This window comes from Chakrabartyella piscis (assembly GCA_030067835.1).
Classification (GTDB): Bacteria; Bacillota; Clostridia; order Lachnospirales; family Anaerotignaceae; genus Chakrabartyella; species Chakrabartyella piscis.
The window spans coordinates 25,385-41,074 of the sequence record CP092441.1 but is presented as its reverse complement, the minus strand read 5'-3'; the positions used below and the strand labels follow the sequence as shown (position 1 = coordinate 41,074).

The 15,690-nt window shown below is 38.5% G+C and carries 18 protein-coding genes and 1 pseudogene; 5 read left to right on the top strand and 14 right to left on the bottom strand.

The genetic code is table 11. The features are described 5' to 3' along the window. Positions 1-27: 27 nt before the first annotated feature. The 12 genes from MJY40_RS00240 to MJY40_RS00185 form a co-directional block, all read right to left on the bottom strand. Positions 28-384, bottom strand: a complete 357-nt coding sequence (locus MJY40_RS00240) for an arsenate reductase family protein (protein ID WP_317855086.1) — start codon at positions 382-384, stop codon at positions 28-30. 157 nt (positions 385-541) lie between these two features. Next, a complete protein-coding gene (locus MJY40_RS00235; RefSeq protein WP_317855085.1) occupies positions 542-1,036 on the bottom strand; it encodes a transposase in 495 nt (164 codons plus the stop codon). A gap of 16 nt (positions 1,037-1,052) precedes the next feature. Continuing rightward, positions 1,053-1,277, bottom strand: coding sequence for a hypothetical protein (locus tag MJY40_RS00230; protein ID WP_317855084.1), 225 nt, complete (start codon positions 1,275-1,277; stop codon positions 1,053-1,055). 16 nt (positions 1,278-1,293) lie between these two features. Further along, positions 1,294-2,304: a stalk domain-containing protein gene (locus MJY40_RS00225; protein WP_317855083.1), complete on the bottom strand. Its 1,011-nt coding sequence runs from the start codon at positions 2,302-2,304 to the stop codon at positions 1,294-1,296. Beyond that, entirely contained in the window at positions 2,301-2,813 is a 513-nt protein-coding gene (locus tag MJY40_RS00220) for a C-GCAxxG-C-C family protein (RefSeq protein ID WP_317855082.1), read from the bottom strand. Before MJY40_RS00220 ends, MJY40_RS00225 begins: the two co-directional genes overlap by 4 nt. 309 nt (positions 2,814-3,122) lie before the next feature. Beyond that, the gene (locus MJY40_RS00215) at positions 3,123-3,929 is read right to left on the bottom strand and encodes a Cof-type HAD-IIB family hydrolase (protein ID WP_317855102.1); all 807 of its coding nucleotides are present in this window, start codon (positions 3,927-3,929) and stop codon (positions 3,123-3,125) included. Between the two features lie 225 nt (positions 3,930-4,154). Further along, the gene (locus MJY40_RS00210; protein ID WP_317855079.1) at positions 4,155-5,198 is read right to left on the bottom strand and encodes a DUF4446 family protein; all 1,044 of its coding nucleotides are present in this window, start codon (positions 5,196-5,198) and stop codon (positions 4,155-4,157) included. Positions 5,199-5,200: 2 nt separating this feature from the next. Further along, positions 5,201-6,109, bottom strand: coding sequence for a ParB/RepB/Spo0J family partition protein (locus MJY40_RS00205; RefSeq protein WP_317855101.1), 909 nt, complete (start codon positions 6,107-6,109; stop codon positions 5,201-5,203). Then, complete coding sequence (locus MJY40_RS00200; RefSeq protein WP_317855076.1) at positions 6,109-6,882, bottom strand: ParA family protein; 774 nt, start codon at positions 6,880-6,882, stop codon at positions 6,109-6,111. The genes MJY40_RS00205 and MJY40_RS00200 overlap by 1 nt, the downstream gene beginning before the upstream one ends. Before the next feature lie 277 nt (positions 6,883-7,159). Continuing rightward, positions 7,160-8,854: an arginine--tRNA ligase gene (argS, locus tag MJY40_RS00195; RefSeq protein ID WP_317855100.1), complete on the bottom strand. Its 1,695-nt coding sequence runs from the start codon at positions 8,852-8,854 to the stop codon at positions 7,160-7,162. A gap of 308 nt (positions 8,855-9,162) precedes the next feature. Next, entirely contained in the window at positions 9,163-9,891 is a 729-nt protein-coding gene (locus MJY40_RS00190) for a FadR/GntR family transcriptional regulator (protein ID WP_317855074.1), read from the bottom strand. A gap of 2 nt (positions 9,892-9,893) precedes the next feature. Continuing rightward, on the bottom strand, positions 9,894-10,163 hold the full coding sequence (locus tag MJY40_RS00185; protein WP_317855099.1) for a hypothetical protein: 270 nt from the start codon (positions 10,161-10,163) through the stop codon (positions 9,894-9,896). Between the two features lie 157 nt (positions 10,164-10,320). Here MJY40_RS00185 and MJY40_RS15610 point away from each other — a divergent pair, with 157 nt between their 5' ends. Next, on the top strand, positions 10,321-10,500 hold the full coding sequence (locus tag MJY40_RS15610; RefSeq protein ID WP_416387490.1) for a hypothetical protein: 180 nt from the start codon (positions 10,321-10,323) through the stop codon (positions 10,498-10,500). Here MJY40_RS15610 and MJY40_RS15605 read toward each other — a convergent pair. Together MJY40_RS15605 and MJY40_RS00175 are read right to left on the bottom strand one after the other, a co-directional pair. After that, a complete protein-coding gene (locus MJY40_RS15605) occupies positions 10,490-10,774 on the bottom strand; it encodes a CapA family protein (protein ID WP_416387509.1) in 285 nt (94 codons plus the stop codon). The two genes, MJY40_RS15610 and MJY40_RS15605, sit on opposite strands and share 11 nt — an antisense overlap. Continuing rightward, positions 10,741-10,992 carry a hypothetical protein gene (locus MJY40_RS00175; RefSeq protein ID WP_317855097.1) on the bottom strand — a complete coding sequence of 84 codons (252 nt, stop codon included), beginning with the start codon at positions 10,990-10,992 and terminating at the stop codon, positions 10,741-10,743. The genes MJY40_RS15605 and MJY40_RS00175 overlap by 34 nt, the downstream gene beginning before the upstream one ends. Before the next feature lie 243 nt (positions 10,993-11,235). On the opposite strand from MJY40_RS00175, the gene MJY40_RS00170 reads away from it, so the two are divergent. The 4 genes and pseudogenes from MJY40_RS00170 (at position 11,236) to noc (ending at position 15,671) form a co-directional block, all read left to right on the top strand. Next, complete coding sequence (locus tag MJY40_RS00170) at positions 11,236-11,379, top strand: hypothetical protein (RefSeq protein WP_317855096.1); 144 nt, start codon at positions 11,236-11,238, stop codon at positions 11,377-11,379. A 305-nt stretch (positions 11,380-11,684) separates the two neighbouring features. Then, positions 11,685-13,135 (top strand): annotated as a pseudogene (mnmG, locus tag MJY40_RS15505) (tRNA uridine-5-carboxymethylaminomethyl(34) synthesis enzyme MnmG); the annotation flags it as partial. Positions 13,136-13,771: 636 nt separating this feature from the next. Further along, positions 13,772-14,491 (top strand): 16S rRNA (guanine(527)-N(7))-methyltransferase RsmG, encoded by a 720-nt coding sequence (gene rsmG / locus MJY40_RS00160; RefSeq protein ID WP_317855057.1) that lies wholly within the window; start codon positions 13,772-13,774, stop codon positions 14,489-14,491. A gap of 340 nt (positions 14,492-14,831) precedes the next feature. Beyond that, positions 14,832-15,671 carry a nucleoid occlusion protein gene (noc, locus tag MJY40_RS00155; RefSeq protein ID WP_317855056.1) on the top strand — a complete coding sequence of 280 codons (840 nt, stop codon included), beginning with the start codon at positions 14,832-14,834 and terminating at the stop codon, positions 15,669-15,671. Positions 15,672-15,690 lie beyond the last annotated feature (19 nt).

Below are 15,690 nucleotides of genomic sequence, written 5' to 3'. Positions count from 1 at the left end.
AATTCTAATCCACCCTTTTTTACCACCTCAAATCAAGCGTTCTGTCCAATCTGCTTCCTTAAATCCAACCATAACAAAATCATCACCCACAACAATTGGGCGTTTCACAAGCATACCATTGGTTGCCAACAATTCAAATTGTGCATCTTCGCTCATTGTGGCAAGTTTGTCCTTGAGTTGCATTTCTTTATACACCAAACCACTGGTGTTGAAAAATTTTTTTAATGGCAAACCACTTTTTCCATGCCACAACATAAGTTCATCTTTTGTGGGATTTTCTTCTGCAATATGACGACTCATGTAATCCACACCATTGGTATCTAGGAATTTCTTTGCTTTTTGACAGGTGGTGCATTTTGGATATTGCACAAATAAAGTAGACATGGTAGTTCCTCCTTTTGATTACGGGCAGATATAGAATCTAGTCCTACAGTTTGTGAATTTCTTTGGTAGATGGATAATAAAATCCACTGTTGTTTTAACGTCAAGATTCCCCATTGCATTTGGAATGACAGCTTGCAGTGGTATAAATCTATTTTTATTATTCTACATAATATCTATCCAATTCCCATTTGAGTGGATTGGTGTCGATGTATTGCCAAATTTCTTCATAGGATTTTTGGTTACGAATGACGTGGTCGTAAAAGGAACGTTGCCAGATATGACCATCAAATGGTGGCAAAACACCACATTTCACCAGTTTGATATATTCAATTGTTGTATTCCTTTTGAATGATTGTATGATCTGCGATATTGTAGGGGTGGATTCCATATCCACCCGTGAAATCACAATGATTGCGTGAAAATGATTTGGCATAATCACGTATTTATCACAGAAAATATTTTGATACTCATTTATTGTTTTATGAAATATTTCATCTATCATACGGGCAGATATGGAATCTGCCCCTACATTGCCAAATAGGCATTTATGGGCGTGGGTACAAATGGTAATAAAATACCCACCATTACTACTATAATCATATTCCTTTAATCGCAATTGCTTTCGTTTTGGCAACTCCATCTCATCACCCACAATTCCACTTCAAATTTCACAATTGATGGCTATTATCATCATCTTCCAAAAAACAATCACGATTCATGTAATACCAAACCAACTGTTTTCCAGCACTGCCAAAGGTAGCCAGCAAAATAATGAGCATTGCACTTTTTGGCAAACCACGCATTTCCACCATGACAGCACCCACAATTCCAATCAACACAAACATTCCTGCTACAATGAAATACGTAGATTTCTTTTTATATTTTGGTTGCATTGCTACACCTCCAATATTACACGTTATATGTAATTTCAAATCCAATGGTTCCAGAGCTTTCTGGTGCAATGGTGCCTGCTGGCATCAAGAAACCAATGCCACTATCGGTCAAATAGAAGGTCACATCCTCCAAATGATCCTCAATATCATCTTCCACATCATCATTGAATTTACTTGGAGATTCTTCTGCCAAAGCCAAGAAAGAAGCCACCAAGAAGTCCTCAATTTCAGAATTACTATCGTTAACCACATCAGAAATATCCAATTCTTTGCCACTTGCGTTATACACCACACCAAATTTATCGGAGATGGAAGCACTGCCAATGGTTGCGGATTCTGTCACAACAAAGGAAGTGTACACACCATCACAACGTGTCAAATCCAAAGCATATTCCACAGAAAATGGAGAACTGGAAGTTGCAGCACCACTATACATGCTCATAAAATCTGCCAAAAGTGTTTTACTTTGTGTTTCATAGGCGGACTTTTCATCTGCTGTCATTTCACCTGAAGGATAGGTCACTTTACCAGTGATTATAACAGAGCCATTTGCATCAGTTGCATTTTGGGTATAGACACCACTGGAATAGGTTTCGCTTGTGCTACCACCAGATGTGATATCCACCTCGTAAGTTTCACCATTCCACAAAACTTCTGCACCAAGTGCTTCGGAAATTGCACGCACAGGTACCAAGGTTCTACCATTAATGATTTGTGCTTCCACTGGCATTTCATAGATGACCACACCATTGCGATACAAGTCTGTTTTTCCAATATACATCAGCAAAACGTCGGTTTCATGGATACTTGTGATGCTTTGGCTGGCTTCATCCCAAACCACTTCGCAGTTCAAAGCTTCAAAAATACTACGCATCGGTACCAAAGTTCGATCATCAATAATGACTGGAGGTTGGTCAAAAGCAAGCTGATTCCCGTCAACTGTCACTGTAATTTCTGGATGTGCAAACACCGTTGTTACCATCAACATGGAACAAATGGCACACAAACCAATTATTTTTTTCATCATTCTATGCAATCTCCTTGTTCTTTTTTTGCAAGTTCTGCGTATTTTGCTGCAACACCACTACAGAATTTCACCATTTGCATACAGTTACGTTTTCTTGCTTTGCCTTCAAAGTCTCCATGTACTGCGGACAAATCCTTACAAATGAAGTTATCACCAAATTCTGCTTCCATTTCACGAATCATGGGTTCCATTGTATGATAGATGCCATGGAGTTCTGTGATTTTGTCACGCATTTCTTCCTTAGCAAATGGATTTTTGCGACCGATGATACTACCATATGCCATAATTGCGCCAGTGATTGCACCACAAGTATGGTTACGAGTATTGGCAAATCCACCGCCAAAACCAGTGCACATTGCAAAAGCTTCCATTGGTATTTCTGGGTTACAGTTGTCACGAAAACTCATCAAAACGCACTCTGTACAATTCAATCCTTGACGGAAATAATTGGCACCATCCAAAGCAGTTTGTTCCACCAAAGTTAATTCTATTTCCTGTATTTCTGACATACAAAAACCTCCTATTTTTCTACAAAATAACTCAGTTTCATCATACCACAAATCCCAATTAAAATCCTTATTTTTACAGAAAAACGTGATTTTCACCATAAAAAAAGTGGTGCAATGAAACACACCACCTGAAAAGATAAGATACAGTCAAGTATAAGACCTTGGGACTCTGTCCCAACCCCTGCAATCCTTTGAAAAGGCTTGACCCAAACTTTATTCAAAAGATTAGATATTAAAACATATAATAACTGAATTATAAATAACAAAACGTAGGTGTCTATGCCCACACCGACCCAAATGCAAATACAATTAGGATAAGATAAATTTCTCAATCACTTCTGCAACTGCGCTATGTTTATAATCATTTTCTGTCACATAATCGGCTTCATCCTGAATATATTTGGGTGCATTTGCCACAGCAACGCCAAGACCAGCTTCACGAATCATGGATAAATCGTTTTCACTATCGCCAATGGCAATGGCATCTGTCACAGGAATATTCATGATTTCCAAGACTTGTTTCATGGCAGAACCTTTATTTACACCACGCAAAACCACTTCCATATAATGATCACTGGAGAAGAAAGAATCCAACTGCATACCCATTTCTTTCATTAAAACTTCTTGGACTGCCAAAAGTTTATCTTTTTTGCCATTGATCAGGCTTTTTGTAAACACACCATCATAATTTTCATAGTCTGTCAAAATAATGGCTTCAGTGCCCATAACTGCACAGTAGTTTTCTACTTCCTTTGTAAAATGAGTTGCCATAAATTTACGATTGTCATAAAAATAGACTTCAAGACCCATTTCTTCTGCTAATTTTGCATACTTTGCATATTCTTTTGGGGAAAAGCCTTTTTTCCAAGCCAATTTCATGGTTTCCAAGTGATACACAGCACCACCATTTTGTGTGATGACATAGCCCTTTTGCCCCTTAAGACCCAAGTGTTCCAAAATCACTTCTGTGCCAAAAACACCACGTCCAGTGCACAACACCATTTCTTTGCCAGCTGCAACTGCCTTTGCAATTGCTTCTTGATTTTTTTCTGATATATGAATATCGTCCTCCAATAAAGTACCATCCATGTCTGAAAATATAATTTGATACGCCATTTTTCCATCTCCTAACTTTCTATACTTGTGGATAACTCTTTCAATTATCAGTATTCCTAGTTATTTTATCCACTTTATCCACAGTATTTTTCCGAGTTATACACAGTTTTTCTTCAGTTATCCCATTTCCCTGTTGATATCCTGCAATTTCTACTATTTTTACACAGGTCATTCTACTGATAAAAAATGCCTGTTCTACGATACACATACAACAAGCATTGATTTTTACACTTTATCTTCTGGACTTTTTTCTTCAATTTCTACTTGTTCATCGGTTTCTTCCACCAAAACACGTTTTTCCATACGTACTTTACGACGCAAATTTGTATTGGAAAGTGCTTCTTCTTCCTCTGAAAGTTCCCTATCTTTTTTACGTTTCACTTCTTCCATACGCAGAATTGCTGCCATTTTTTTTGCCATATCGTGGAGTTCTTCATCGCTATGTGCATGTCCCATTTGTTGTTCCATACTTGCAATGGAGTTTTCCAATTGTGCTGACAAAACATCCACATCCATAGCCATCAGTTCTTCAGCACTTGCATCTGGATACATTTCGTCATAATAATCTTCATTGATGGCATCTACAGAAGCAATTTTTCCTGCCAATTGTTCTTCCATTTGGATTTGTTCACGTTCTGAATGGGTCACATCACCCAGTGATTTTTCCATTTTCTTATCTTCATTTTCCACAACAGGAACCATTTTTTCTTGGTTATCGTATTTCTTGAATTTTTTGCGGAACTTGATTTTCATGATTTTTTCATGTTTTGGCTTAAATGTTTGATTTTTAGCCACTTCTACTGCTTCAATTTCTTCATCTGACAACAAATAGATACTCACACCCATTTGAATTGGTTTTGCATAGGTGAAAGAACCAGTTCGACTATGAATCCCATTGAGCACAACACCATTGTCATCCTGATCCAAAAGAGCCAACGCAAAACAAAGATTCCCACCCATTTCATCAAATGGATTGTAACGCACCAAACCTACTTTTTGTACGTTGGAACGCATATTTTCTTCAATATCCAGCACCATATCCAAAACTTTGTTGTAATTTTCTTCTACTTGTTTTGTAACACGGAAATATTCTTCCAATTTCATTTCTAAGTTGTGGCTAGGTCTTCGCTTAGAACCCATAAAAAACTCATACTTTTTCTTTTGTTCCATCACATACACAAATGTAACGATACAAAAAATGAGCATAATCAAAACAGCAATACCAAAGCCAAGCAACACATAATCCAAATTATCTGTCAAAAAGCTCATATTTACACTTCCATCCGTTTCATAATTGTCAAAAGTCTATCCAATTCATCTTCTGAGAAATAGGCAATTTCAATTTTTCCTTTGTTTTTGTTTGCTGAAATCTTCACTTTTGTAGCGAAAATGGATTTCAAAGAGTCTTCCAATTCACGTTTATTGACCAATGCAGCCACTTCTTTTTCTGGTTTGGTGGTTTCTTCTTCTGGTTCCAAGAATTTTTTCACCAAAACTTCAGTTTCACGCACACTGCATTCCTCATCAATGACGTGTTCTGCCATATCAAATTGTGCTTCACCATCGGTAATGGCAAGCAAAGCACGTGCATGTCCAACAGAAATCTTATTTTCCCAAAGGAAATTCTTCACACGATTGTCCAATTGCAACAAACGCATCATATTTGTGATATTGGAGCGACTTTTGCCTACTTTTTCACCAATTTTTTCTTGTGACAAGCCAAATTCTTCTTGCAAACGCTTGTAACTTTCTGCTTCTTCCAAAGGATTCAAGTCTTCACGTTGGATATTTTCCACCAAAGCCACTTCAAATGCTTCGCCAGCTTCCCAAGATTTTTCAACCACTGGAATTTTGGTGAGTCCAGCAATTTTTGCAGCTCTCCAACGTCTTTCACCAGCAATCAATTCATAATAATCGCCATTTTTTTGTACCACTACTGGTTGAATCATACCATAGGTTTTGAGGGATGTAGCCAATTCTTCCAATGCTTTTTCATCAAAATAACGACGTGGTTGTTTACGATTTGGCTCAATCATATCCAAATCCAGCTCTTTTGGTGAAGAATCACCCATTTGTGCAGTGTTTTGCATTGCTGTTTCCTTCAAATCGTCCATTTTTGTATTGATCAATGCTTCGATTCCAAGTCCTTTGGATCCAAGTCCTTTTTTCTTTACAGCCATCAATTCCACTCCTTATCCATAACTTCTTCAGCCAAAAGTCTATAACTTTCTGTTCCTTTTGATTTTGGATCATACAAATGAATGGGCAAACCATGACTTGGTGCTTCACCCAAACGCACATTTCTTGGAATGATGCTGCGATACACCGTATTTCCAAGGCTTCGTTTCACTTCTTCCACCACTTGCATGGAAAGATTTGTTCTTGCATCGTACATGGTAAACACAATTCCTTCGATTGCCAACTCTGGATTTAAGCGTTTTTTCACCAAATTGATGGTATATAGGAGCTGCTCCAACCCTTCCAATGCAAAATATTCACATTGAATTGGCACCAAAACCGTATCTGCTGCAATCAAAGCGTTTACTGTAATCAAATTCAAGGAAGGTGGACAGTCAATCAAAATGAAGTCGTATTCATCTTTGATTTTTGCCAATTCTTCCTTCAATACAAATTCTCTATTTTCTTTTCCAATTAACTCAATTTCTGCACCAGTCAAGCTGATATTTGCAGGAATCACTTCCAAACCATCTACAACTGTTTTGTGGCGAATATCTTCGATGCCAATTTCGTTTAAAAACACGTTATAAATAGTCTGTTCCATACCGTTTTTATCCAAACCTAAGCCACTTGTGGTGTTTCCTTGTTGATCAACGTCAATTGCAAGTACTTTTTTACCAGCTTCCGCCAAACAAGCAGAAAGGTTGATGACTGTTGTACTCTTTCCAACGCCACCTTTTTGGTTGGTAACTGCTATAATTCTGACTTTACCCATATTATTTTATCCTTTCTGTCTGCTTTTACTCTAAAATTTTAATTTGTTTGATAAATTAAGTATATCATATTTTGATGGGGTTTCATAGTAAAATTCAGGTTTTTTCTTTGGTTTTTACTGGATGTTTCACGTGAAACAGTGATTTTTACATTGAAAATTTTGTTTTAAAGATTATGGTCGATTCATGAATCGCCCATACAACAATATTATTATATTTAAAATGTTGCAATAAAAAACCACCCTATTTTCATAAGGTGGTATGTTTCACGTGAAACAATTACATTTGTTCTGGTGCATTGATACCCAAAATGCGAAGTCCTTCTTTGAGAACTGTTTTGGTTGCCACTACCACTGCAAGTCTAGCCAATTTCACATCATCTTCACTATTAAGGATTGGGTTGTCATGGTAGAATTTATTGAAGGCTTGAGAAATTGCAACCATATGTCTTGTAACGATAGATGGTTCGTATTTTCTTGCTGCATCTTCCAATTTCACAGGAAAATCAGCCAATAATTTACAAACATCCATGGATGCTTCATCAGAAATCAAAGAATAATCCACATCTGCAAAGGAAACATCTCCTGCTTTTTTCAAGATACTACAAGCTCTGGCATGTGTGTATTGCACATAAGGGCCAGTTTCACCATCGAAGTTGAGCATTCTTTCCCAAGAGAATACAACGTCTTTGATTCGACCATTGTACAAATCATTGAAAATAACAGCACCGATACCCACTTGTTTCGCAATTTCTTCTTTATTTTCCAAGTTTGGATTCTTTTCTTCGATGATTTTGCCTGTTTCAGCAATTGCTTGGTTGAGCAAATCTTCCATCAAGATAACATTTCCTTGACGAGTGGACAATTTACCACTTTCGAGACTAACCAAACCAAATGGTACATGCACCAAATCTTTGTACCAATCATATCCCATACGATTGATGACTTCAAACCATTGTGCAAAGTGCAAGTTTTGATCCAAAGCTGTCAAATAGATACATTTTACGAAATCGTATGTTTTTTTACGATACAAAGCAGCTGTGATATCACGAGTTGCGTATAATGTACCGCCATCTTTACGAATAATCAAACATGGTGGCATATTTTTGTCTTCCAAATCGACAATCATAGCACCTTCGCTCTCTTTGAGGATATTTTTTTCTTTCAATTCTTCCACAACTGGAGCCATTTTATCATTATAGAAGCTTTCGCCTGTGTATGCATCGAATTTCACACCAAGCATTTCATAAACTCGATCGAATTCTTTGATGCTGATATCGTAGAACCATTTCCACAAAGTCAACGCTTCTTCGTCACCATCTTGCATTTTCACGAACCAACCACGAGCTTCATCGTTCAATTCGTCTTTTTCTTTGGCTGCATCGTGGAACAATACATAAATACGCATCAATTCTTGGATTCCACCTGTTTCTACTGCTTCCTTGGAACCCCAAAGTTTGTATGCCACAATCAATTTACCGAATTGTGTACCCCAATCGCCAAGATGGTTGACACCTTCTACAGTGTAGCCAAGTGCTTGGTGGATTTTGCAAATTGCATTACCGATTACTGTGGAACGCAAATGCCCAACATGGAATGGTTTTGCGATATTTGGTGAAGAATAATCCACTACCACTGCTTTGCCAGCACCCAAAGTGCTATGACCATATGCAGTGCCTTCTGCCAACACCTTTGTCAAAACGGATTCTGTAAAGTTTCCTTGGTTCACAAAGAAATTAATGTATGCGCCCACTACGTTGATTTCACGAATTGCATCGCCGATCACAAGTTTTTCTTTGATGTCATTTGCGATCATTGGTGGTGCTTTACGCAATGTTTTAGCCAATTTGAAGCATGGGAAAGCGAAATCGCCCATTTCTTTATTTGCTGGTACTTCCAACATAAACAAAATTTCTTCCACTGGCAATTCAGATGCCACAGAAAGTTGTTTTGCAATTTCCAATTTAAAATCCATAATTTCCTCCTAAAAAGATTAAAGTCAAGTGCAAGACCGTGGGACTCTGTCCCACCACCCTGCCACCCTTTGAAAAGCGTGGACGTAAACTTTATATTTTAAAATTTTATATAATAGTAATATTTATTAACCTTACCAACTGTATCACAAAAACCCTGAAAAATCAAGTATTTTAGGGCATTTACAAGGTTGAATTATAATGTGTATTTACTATATAATGATTGGTTTTTATTAAGAAAAAAATGATCCATTTATATGATATCAATGTCTTTAGTCATTCACCATTCACCATTCGTTTTTAGTCCAAATCACCCATATTTTACTGTCAAATTCACATATGAAATATGTTCACGCATCAAAGCATAAGCCTTTTGGTAGTCGCCAATTTCGATTGCATGCAACAACTTCCCATGCAAATCCAAAGTTACTTCGATTGCTTTTGGGTTTTGGGTCAATGATTCACGCATTGCCAGACGTATCCCATGTTCAAAGGATTCCTTAGCCGCCATCATGGTATTATGAAGCAACATATTATGTGACGCTTCTGAAACGTATGTATGGAACTGGCTATCTGCATCACAAAACAAATTGACATCTGATTTATTGGAAATCATCTGCTCATATGCATCACGAATCTTTGTAATATCCTCTGGTGTTGCTCTTTTGGCTGCATAACTGGCGGTTTCTGCTTCCAACATATACCGAAACTCCAGTAAATCGTGTAATTCTGAGTTTTGCACTGTCATAGAAAATGGTGCTACATGGATCATATCTTCCACTTCGCAAACAATGGTGCCTGCTTTGGAACGTTTGATGAACCCAAACACCGCCAATGCTGTATATGCTTCACGCAAAGTACTTCTACCCACATGCAACAACTCGCTGACTGTGTTTTCATTGGGTAACATATACCCTGTTGGCAATTTGCCTTCTATAATCAAGTCTTTGAAACGCAAAAACAACTGATGTGAAATGTTGGTTTTGTCCAAATCCTCGGTCAAATAATCGACGTATTCTTTTATATACTCTTTCTCCATATTCAATCCTCCTCCACTATTTCTGGTTTTGGAAATGTATATATATTTTGTATTTCTTCTATGGGCACTTCTTCGCCCAATAGGAAACTGGCTGTTTCGTCATGTATTTCTATGAGACGCACTTGATCCTTAGCTCGAATCATTGCATCTTGTTCTTCTTCTGATAGAGACAACATATCGTAAACGCTACGCACCACAAAATGATTTTGATAGTTCACGTTTTGGAATTGTGTCCAAATTGGCATAAATTCCACTTCTTTGACCGTTGGCAAGTCTGTTCACCACTTGTTCCACTGTCAAATACAATACTTGGATGCATTTCTTGGTGGATCTGTTTGTGATGAGATGAAATTTCCTAGGGAATGACAAAGCCATTTGTAATTTCGCCATTGGTTGTTCTATTTGGCGATATTCCATAGGTTGCAACACATGTTTGACTTGAAATATGGTATCTGCTCCACTTTGATCATCAAATCTATCCACGCTTTGTGGATTTCCCTTGGTGCCGATTCATACTATTTCCCATTGTGGCATCATCCAACTAGGTCTGCCATTTCTTCAGCTTGTCTGGTTCCACCATTGTGGTTTCGTTCCACATTCACCAGATAATCTTCTGGCACTGGCAAGCCATTGGTACCATTGTATAGGATAAAAACGCAACTTCCAAACCATTCTTTTCTATGATTAAGATTTCGTTTTGTTCTTCTTCTGAACGATATGTGCCAAAGTGATCCTCCAGCTGCATCCAACACATCCAAGGTTCGCACCACTCCAGCAGCACCTGCATCCATATATGGTCATTGGCAGTTGAAAGTACGTTAAACCCAATCTGGGTTTCCATAAACTCATTTACTGAACATGGGATAATCTGCTGCAAATCCACCAATGTGGTTTCCAAATTCCCAAAACAAAGTCATATCCTGTGAAATATTCTTTCATATCTTGGAAATTATGAGAGAAATCAATAGGTTCTTGTTTCCCAGTCATATGCTTGTTGTATTGGTAACTATGCACCATGTTCACCAACCACAGCAAAGGAAACTTCACGCACCAAATTTGTTCTCCTGTTGTGATGGTACACTCCAAAATTGGTGTTTCCAAAATTCTTCCGTAATCTGTTGTAATCCGCCAACGATGGTTCGACCGATGTAGATGTACAGGCGGACACCATAAAAGAAAGAAAAACCATACTCGCTATTTTTACATTTCATGGAATCCACCTCCAAAAAAGCAAACGGTAAGATTTCTCCTACCGTCACAAATTAAAAATATCAATTCCAAATCACCGTATTGACTGGGTTAAAATAGAGCCTGCTGACACATACACAAACCAAAGAACTGCTGTTGGAATTGCAAGAAATAGAAGTAGGTCATGGTCAAAGTCAACAATGTTGTGATGATGGTAACGAAAATCAGCCAGAATGGAAGCACCAAACCACCATATTTGCCATCAAATTGGAATCTTTACCAGCCACAATGCCCCAATGAACACAAACACAGCAAACACACAAAAGGTCATGCAATCTGAAATAAAATCAATATTCATAAGATACCTCTAATAAATCAACGGGATAAAACCCATCCCCTACTACAATTATGGTTTTGGTTGTTTTTAAGATCCTTCAGTCTCATTACGGGCGTGCACAAGCCCCTAAAATGACATTCCAATTATTTATCTTCCTGAATAAAATGAAACATCTTGGTTTGGTTGTTTCATGGTTGTGATTATTCCACAGTTTTGGTTGTTTCGATTTTGCTGGTGTTCCTTCACCATGGCATGCCATTGTTTCCTTTGCATCAGCAGAGTTCTTTGTATGGGTACTTATATGAAAGCTCGTTGTTTCATGGGGAATCCATCACACCTTGTGGACCCAATAATTTGATTGCCAGCAACCAAACTCAGTCAAAACCTATTGGATATGGGCATCGCTTGTATCATTTTCAAATCAGGAAGAACCAGTGAGTTCACCTGTTTTTCCTTCAATTTGGATAAGCCTTTACCACCACAATATGGTGATGAGAAAATTGTACCTTTCTCTTTCACCAATACACCAGAAGATATCGAAAAGGAACAAGGTCTTTGCTACCTGACCTATACCAACGAACGTACACATGATGTGATTCGTGCCAACTTGCATAGATCCCCATTATACGGTGGTGTCATTGAAGGTACAGGCCCTAGATATTGTCCTTCTATTGAGGATAAAGTGGTGCGTTTTGCAGATAAAATTCGCCATCAATTGTTTGTAGAACCAGAAGGTTGGGACACCGAAGAAATGTACATCCAAGGTATGTCCTCATCATTGCCAGAAGATGTGCAAATCGAAATGTATCGTACTGTACCAGGCTTGGAAAACTGCGAAATCACTCGTTTTGCCTATGCAATTGAATACGATTGTATCGATGCCACACAATTGAAGTTGTCCTTGGAGTTCAAGGAATTGGTGGTTTGTTCAGTGCAGGTCAGTTCAATGGTAGTTCAGGTTACGAAGAAGCAGCAGCCCAAGGTTTGTTGGGTGGTATCAATGCTGTGCGTTATATCCAAGAAAAAGATCCTTTGATTTTGAGACGTTCTGATGGATATATCGGTGTTTTGGTGGATGATATCATCAGCAAAGGTACCAAAGAACCATATCGTATGATGACCAGTAGAGCGGAATTTAGATTGTTGTTGCGTCAGGATAATGCAGACCAAAGATTGACACCCATTGGTTATGAAGTGGGACTTATCGATGAAGAACGTATGCAAAAATTGCGTGACAAAGAAGCGGCAGTTGCAGCAGAAATTGCAAGGGTGAAAACACTTACCATAGCACCAAAAGAATATGTTTTGGAATTGTTGGAACAAAACAATAGTGCACTCATTAAGTCTGGTGTGAAATTGGCAGATCTTGTGAAACGCCCAGAGCTCACCTATGAAAAATTGGCACCTCTTGATGAAAATAGACCAGTACTCACTTTGGAAATTCAAGAACAAGTGAATATCCAAATCAAATATGAAGGGTATATTGCCCAACAAATGAGCCAAGTGGATCAGTTCAAGAAATTGGAGAATAAACTCCTACCAACAGATATTGTATATGCAGATATCCAAGGCTTGCGTATCGAAGCACGCCAAAAATTGGATTTGATTCGACCAGAATCCCTTGGTCATGCTTCCAGAATCACAGGGGTATCACCAGCGGATATATCTGTGCTGCTCATTTACTTAGAACAAAGAAAAAGAACAAGATCAAAAGAATAAGAGAAAGACCTTGGGACGCTGTCCCAAACCCTGCAAGGGACTTATCCCTTGACCCATTAAGCAAAAATTACATTTTTGCAGAGAAATAGGGAATATTTGGTACTGTAGGGGCAATTCACGAATCGACCGCAATACCCCAAAACACCAATATGCACTGGGTAAATCACCAAACGGGACAGCACAGCTATCCCCTACAAAATGCAATGCAACAAATTGGCAAAATATAAATTTTGGTACTCGTAGGGATACCCCTTGCGGGTGTCCGTAAATCGAAAACAAAACAGGATGGGAAACCCATCCCCTACGATGAAACGTAAAATTATTGTCACTGGTAGGGGTGATTTACGAATCGACCGCAATGCTACAAAACACCAATATGCATTGCGAAAAACCCAAACGGGATGTCGAGGACGCCATCCCCTACGATGAAACGTAAAATTATCGTCACTGGTAGGTGCGATTCACGAATCGACCGTAATCAACAACCAAAACCATAAATTCATTACAATCATCATCAATCCCACCAGCGGAAACGTAGTTTTCGCCTATCGGGTCAAGCGTCGCACGCTTGCTGGGGGTGGGACAGAGTCCCACGGTCTTGCACTTGACCTTGACTTTGCCTTTAGGAGAATATTTATGAACAACAAACAACTTTTAATGGACTGTGCAAACCAAATGCACGTCAATTTAACAGAAGAAATGGCAGACCAGTTTATGGCATACTCCGATTTGCTTTTGGACTGGAACGAAAAAATGAACCTGACCGCTATCACAGACCCTAGGGAAGTGGTGTTGAAACACTTTGCAGACTGCTTGAGTTTGGTGCCATATCTGGAATTGGACGAAAATTCCTCCATCATCGATGTGGGTACTGGTGCTGGTTTTCCAGGTGTGCCAGTGAAGATTGCATGTCCAGATGTGGAAATTACCCTTTTGGACGCACTCCAAAAACGTCTGACATTCCTCGAAGAAGTGACAGATTCCTTGGCACTTTCAGGTGTCAATTTCGTACACAGTAGAGCAGAAGACGGTGGTCAAAACCCAGAATTTAGAGAGCAATTTAGCCATTGTGTGTCAAGAGCGGTTGCCAATATGTCTGTTTTGGCAGAATATTGCTTGCCTTATGTACAAGTAGGTGGCTATTTTGTGGCACTGAAAGGTCCTGATGTGTCACGTGAATTGGAAGAATCCAAAGTAGCATTGGAGATTTTAGGCGGTGTGGTTAAGGAAATCATCGATATCCAAATCCCATATACCGAATTGGCACATAATTTGGTGATTATAGAAAAAATCAAAGAAACACCAAAGCAATACCCAAGAAAATCTAAGAAAATCAGCCAAAAACCATTGGCATAACCAAGTTACGCCAGTGAAGAATGAATAGTGAATAGTTGAAAAGATAAGATACTTCGTCATGTTGTTCCTCTGCATGACAATAAGGAGAATGTATCACCTATGCGCTGTCATTCCAAATGTAATGAGGAATCTTGATTTTGGTTTTTTGACAGTCTGACCCTATAACATTTGTTATGGGGTTTTTTGTTTGGATTTGCAATGATTTTGTGATTTTTCTATATTCTTGTCATTTCTTCATTGATTTTGTGTTTTTGTTTTGGGAAATACCCTTATTTTTCCATGTTAAAATGAGAAAAAGACAATTACCAATGGATATGCAACACCAAAAGGAGGAATGCTCATGGAACTTTTGAAATTCACAGAAAGACGTATGAAGAAAGAAAAAATGGTGTACCAATTGCCAGTGGATAAAATTCGACCCAATCCATACCAACCAAGGAAATACTTCAATTTCAATGCGTTGGAGGAACTATCCAAGTCCATTGCAGACTATGGTGTGTTGCAACCCATCAGTGTACGCAAAATGACTGGTGGGTATTATGAATTGGTGGCAGGTGAGCGTAGGCTTCGAGGTGCAGATATGGCAGGGCTTACAGAAATTCCAGCCATTGTTTTGGATATTACAGACCAAGATAGTGCGATTTTGGCGTTTATCGAGAATTTGCAACGTCAAAACCTATCTTTTTTGGAAGAAGCAGAAGGCTATCGCAATATGATTGAGGATTATGGTTTGACCCAAACAGAGCTTGCAAAAAAGCTATCCAAAAGCCAGTCAGCCATTGCCAATAAACTTCGTGTGTTGAAATTGGAGGAACGTGTCAAACAGGAATTGACCCTATACCGCTTTTCAGAACGTCATGCAAGAGCACTGCTTCGATTGCCAGATGAAAGTTGTAGGCTTGCCATTTTGGATAAGATGAAAGAACGTGATGCCAGTGTGAAAGAAACAGAAGAAATGATAGAAGAATTGCTGGATTTCTTGGAAGAAAAAGCAAAGAAACCCCAAGGGAAACGAGAAAAACGATATGTAGCGGACTTTCGTATTTACACCAATACCATCAAGCAATCAGTGGAAGTTATACGCAAAAGTGGCGTAGAAGTGGTGTATGAAGACACAGAAAATGAAGATTGCTGTGAAATTATGATTCGCATTCAAAAACAAGAAAAAGCGGCAATGTGAGCGAACAAAGAGCAGTGAA

Coding starts and splice junctions, on each gene's coding strand:
- MJY40_RS00240 (WP_317855086.1), bottom strand. CDS start 384: ATGTCTACTTTATTTGTGCAATATCCAAAATGCACCACCTGTCAAAAA.
- MJY40_RS00230 (WP_317855084.1), bottom strand. CDS start 1,277: ATGCAACCAAAATATAAAAAGAAATCTACGTATTTCATTGTAGCAGGA.
- MJY40_RS00225 (WP_317855083.1), bottom strand. CDS start 2,304: ATGATGAAAAAAATAATTGGTTTGTGTGCCATTTGTTCCATGTTGATG.
- MJY40_RS00220 (WP_317855082.1), bottom strand. CDS start 2,813: ATGTCAGAAATACAGGAAATAGAATTAACTTTGGTGGAACAAACTGCT.
- MJY40_RS00215 (WP_317855102.1), bottom strand. CDS start 3,929: ATGGCGTATCAAATTATATTTTCAGACATGGATGGTACTTTATTGGAG.
- MJY40_RS00210 (WP_317855079.1), bottom strand. CDS start 5,198: ATGAGCTTTTTGACAGATAATTTGGATTATGTGTTGCTTGGCTTTGGT.
- MJY40_RS00205 (WP_317855101.1), bottom strand. CDS start 6,109: ATGGCTGTAAAGAAAAAAGGACTTGGATCCAAAGGACTTGGAATCGAA.
- MJY40_RS00200 (WP_317855076.1), bottom strand. CDS start 6,882: ATGGGTAAAGTCAGAATTATAGCAGTTACCAACCAAAAAGGTGGCGTT.
- argS (WP_317855100.1), bottom strand. CDS start 8,854: ATGGATTTTAAATTGGAAATTGCAAAACAACTTTCTGTGGCATCTGAA.
- MJY40_RS00190 (WP_317855074.1), bottom strand. CDS start 9,891: ATGGAGAAAGAGTATATAAAAGAATACGTCGATTATTTGACCGAGGAT.
- MJY40_RS15610 (WP_416387490.1), top strand. CDS start 10,321: ATGTTTGACTTGAAATATGGTATCTGCTCCACTTTGATCATCAAATCT.
- rsmG (WP_317855057.1), top strand. CDS start 13,772: ATGAACAACAAACAACTTTTAATGGACTGTGCAAACCAAATGCACGTC.
- noc (WP_317855056.1), top strand. CDS start 14,832: ATGGAACTTTTGAAATTCACAGAAAGACGTATGAAGAAAGAAAAAATG.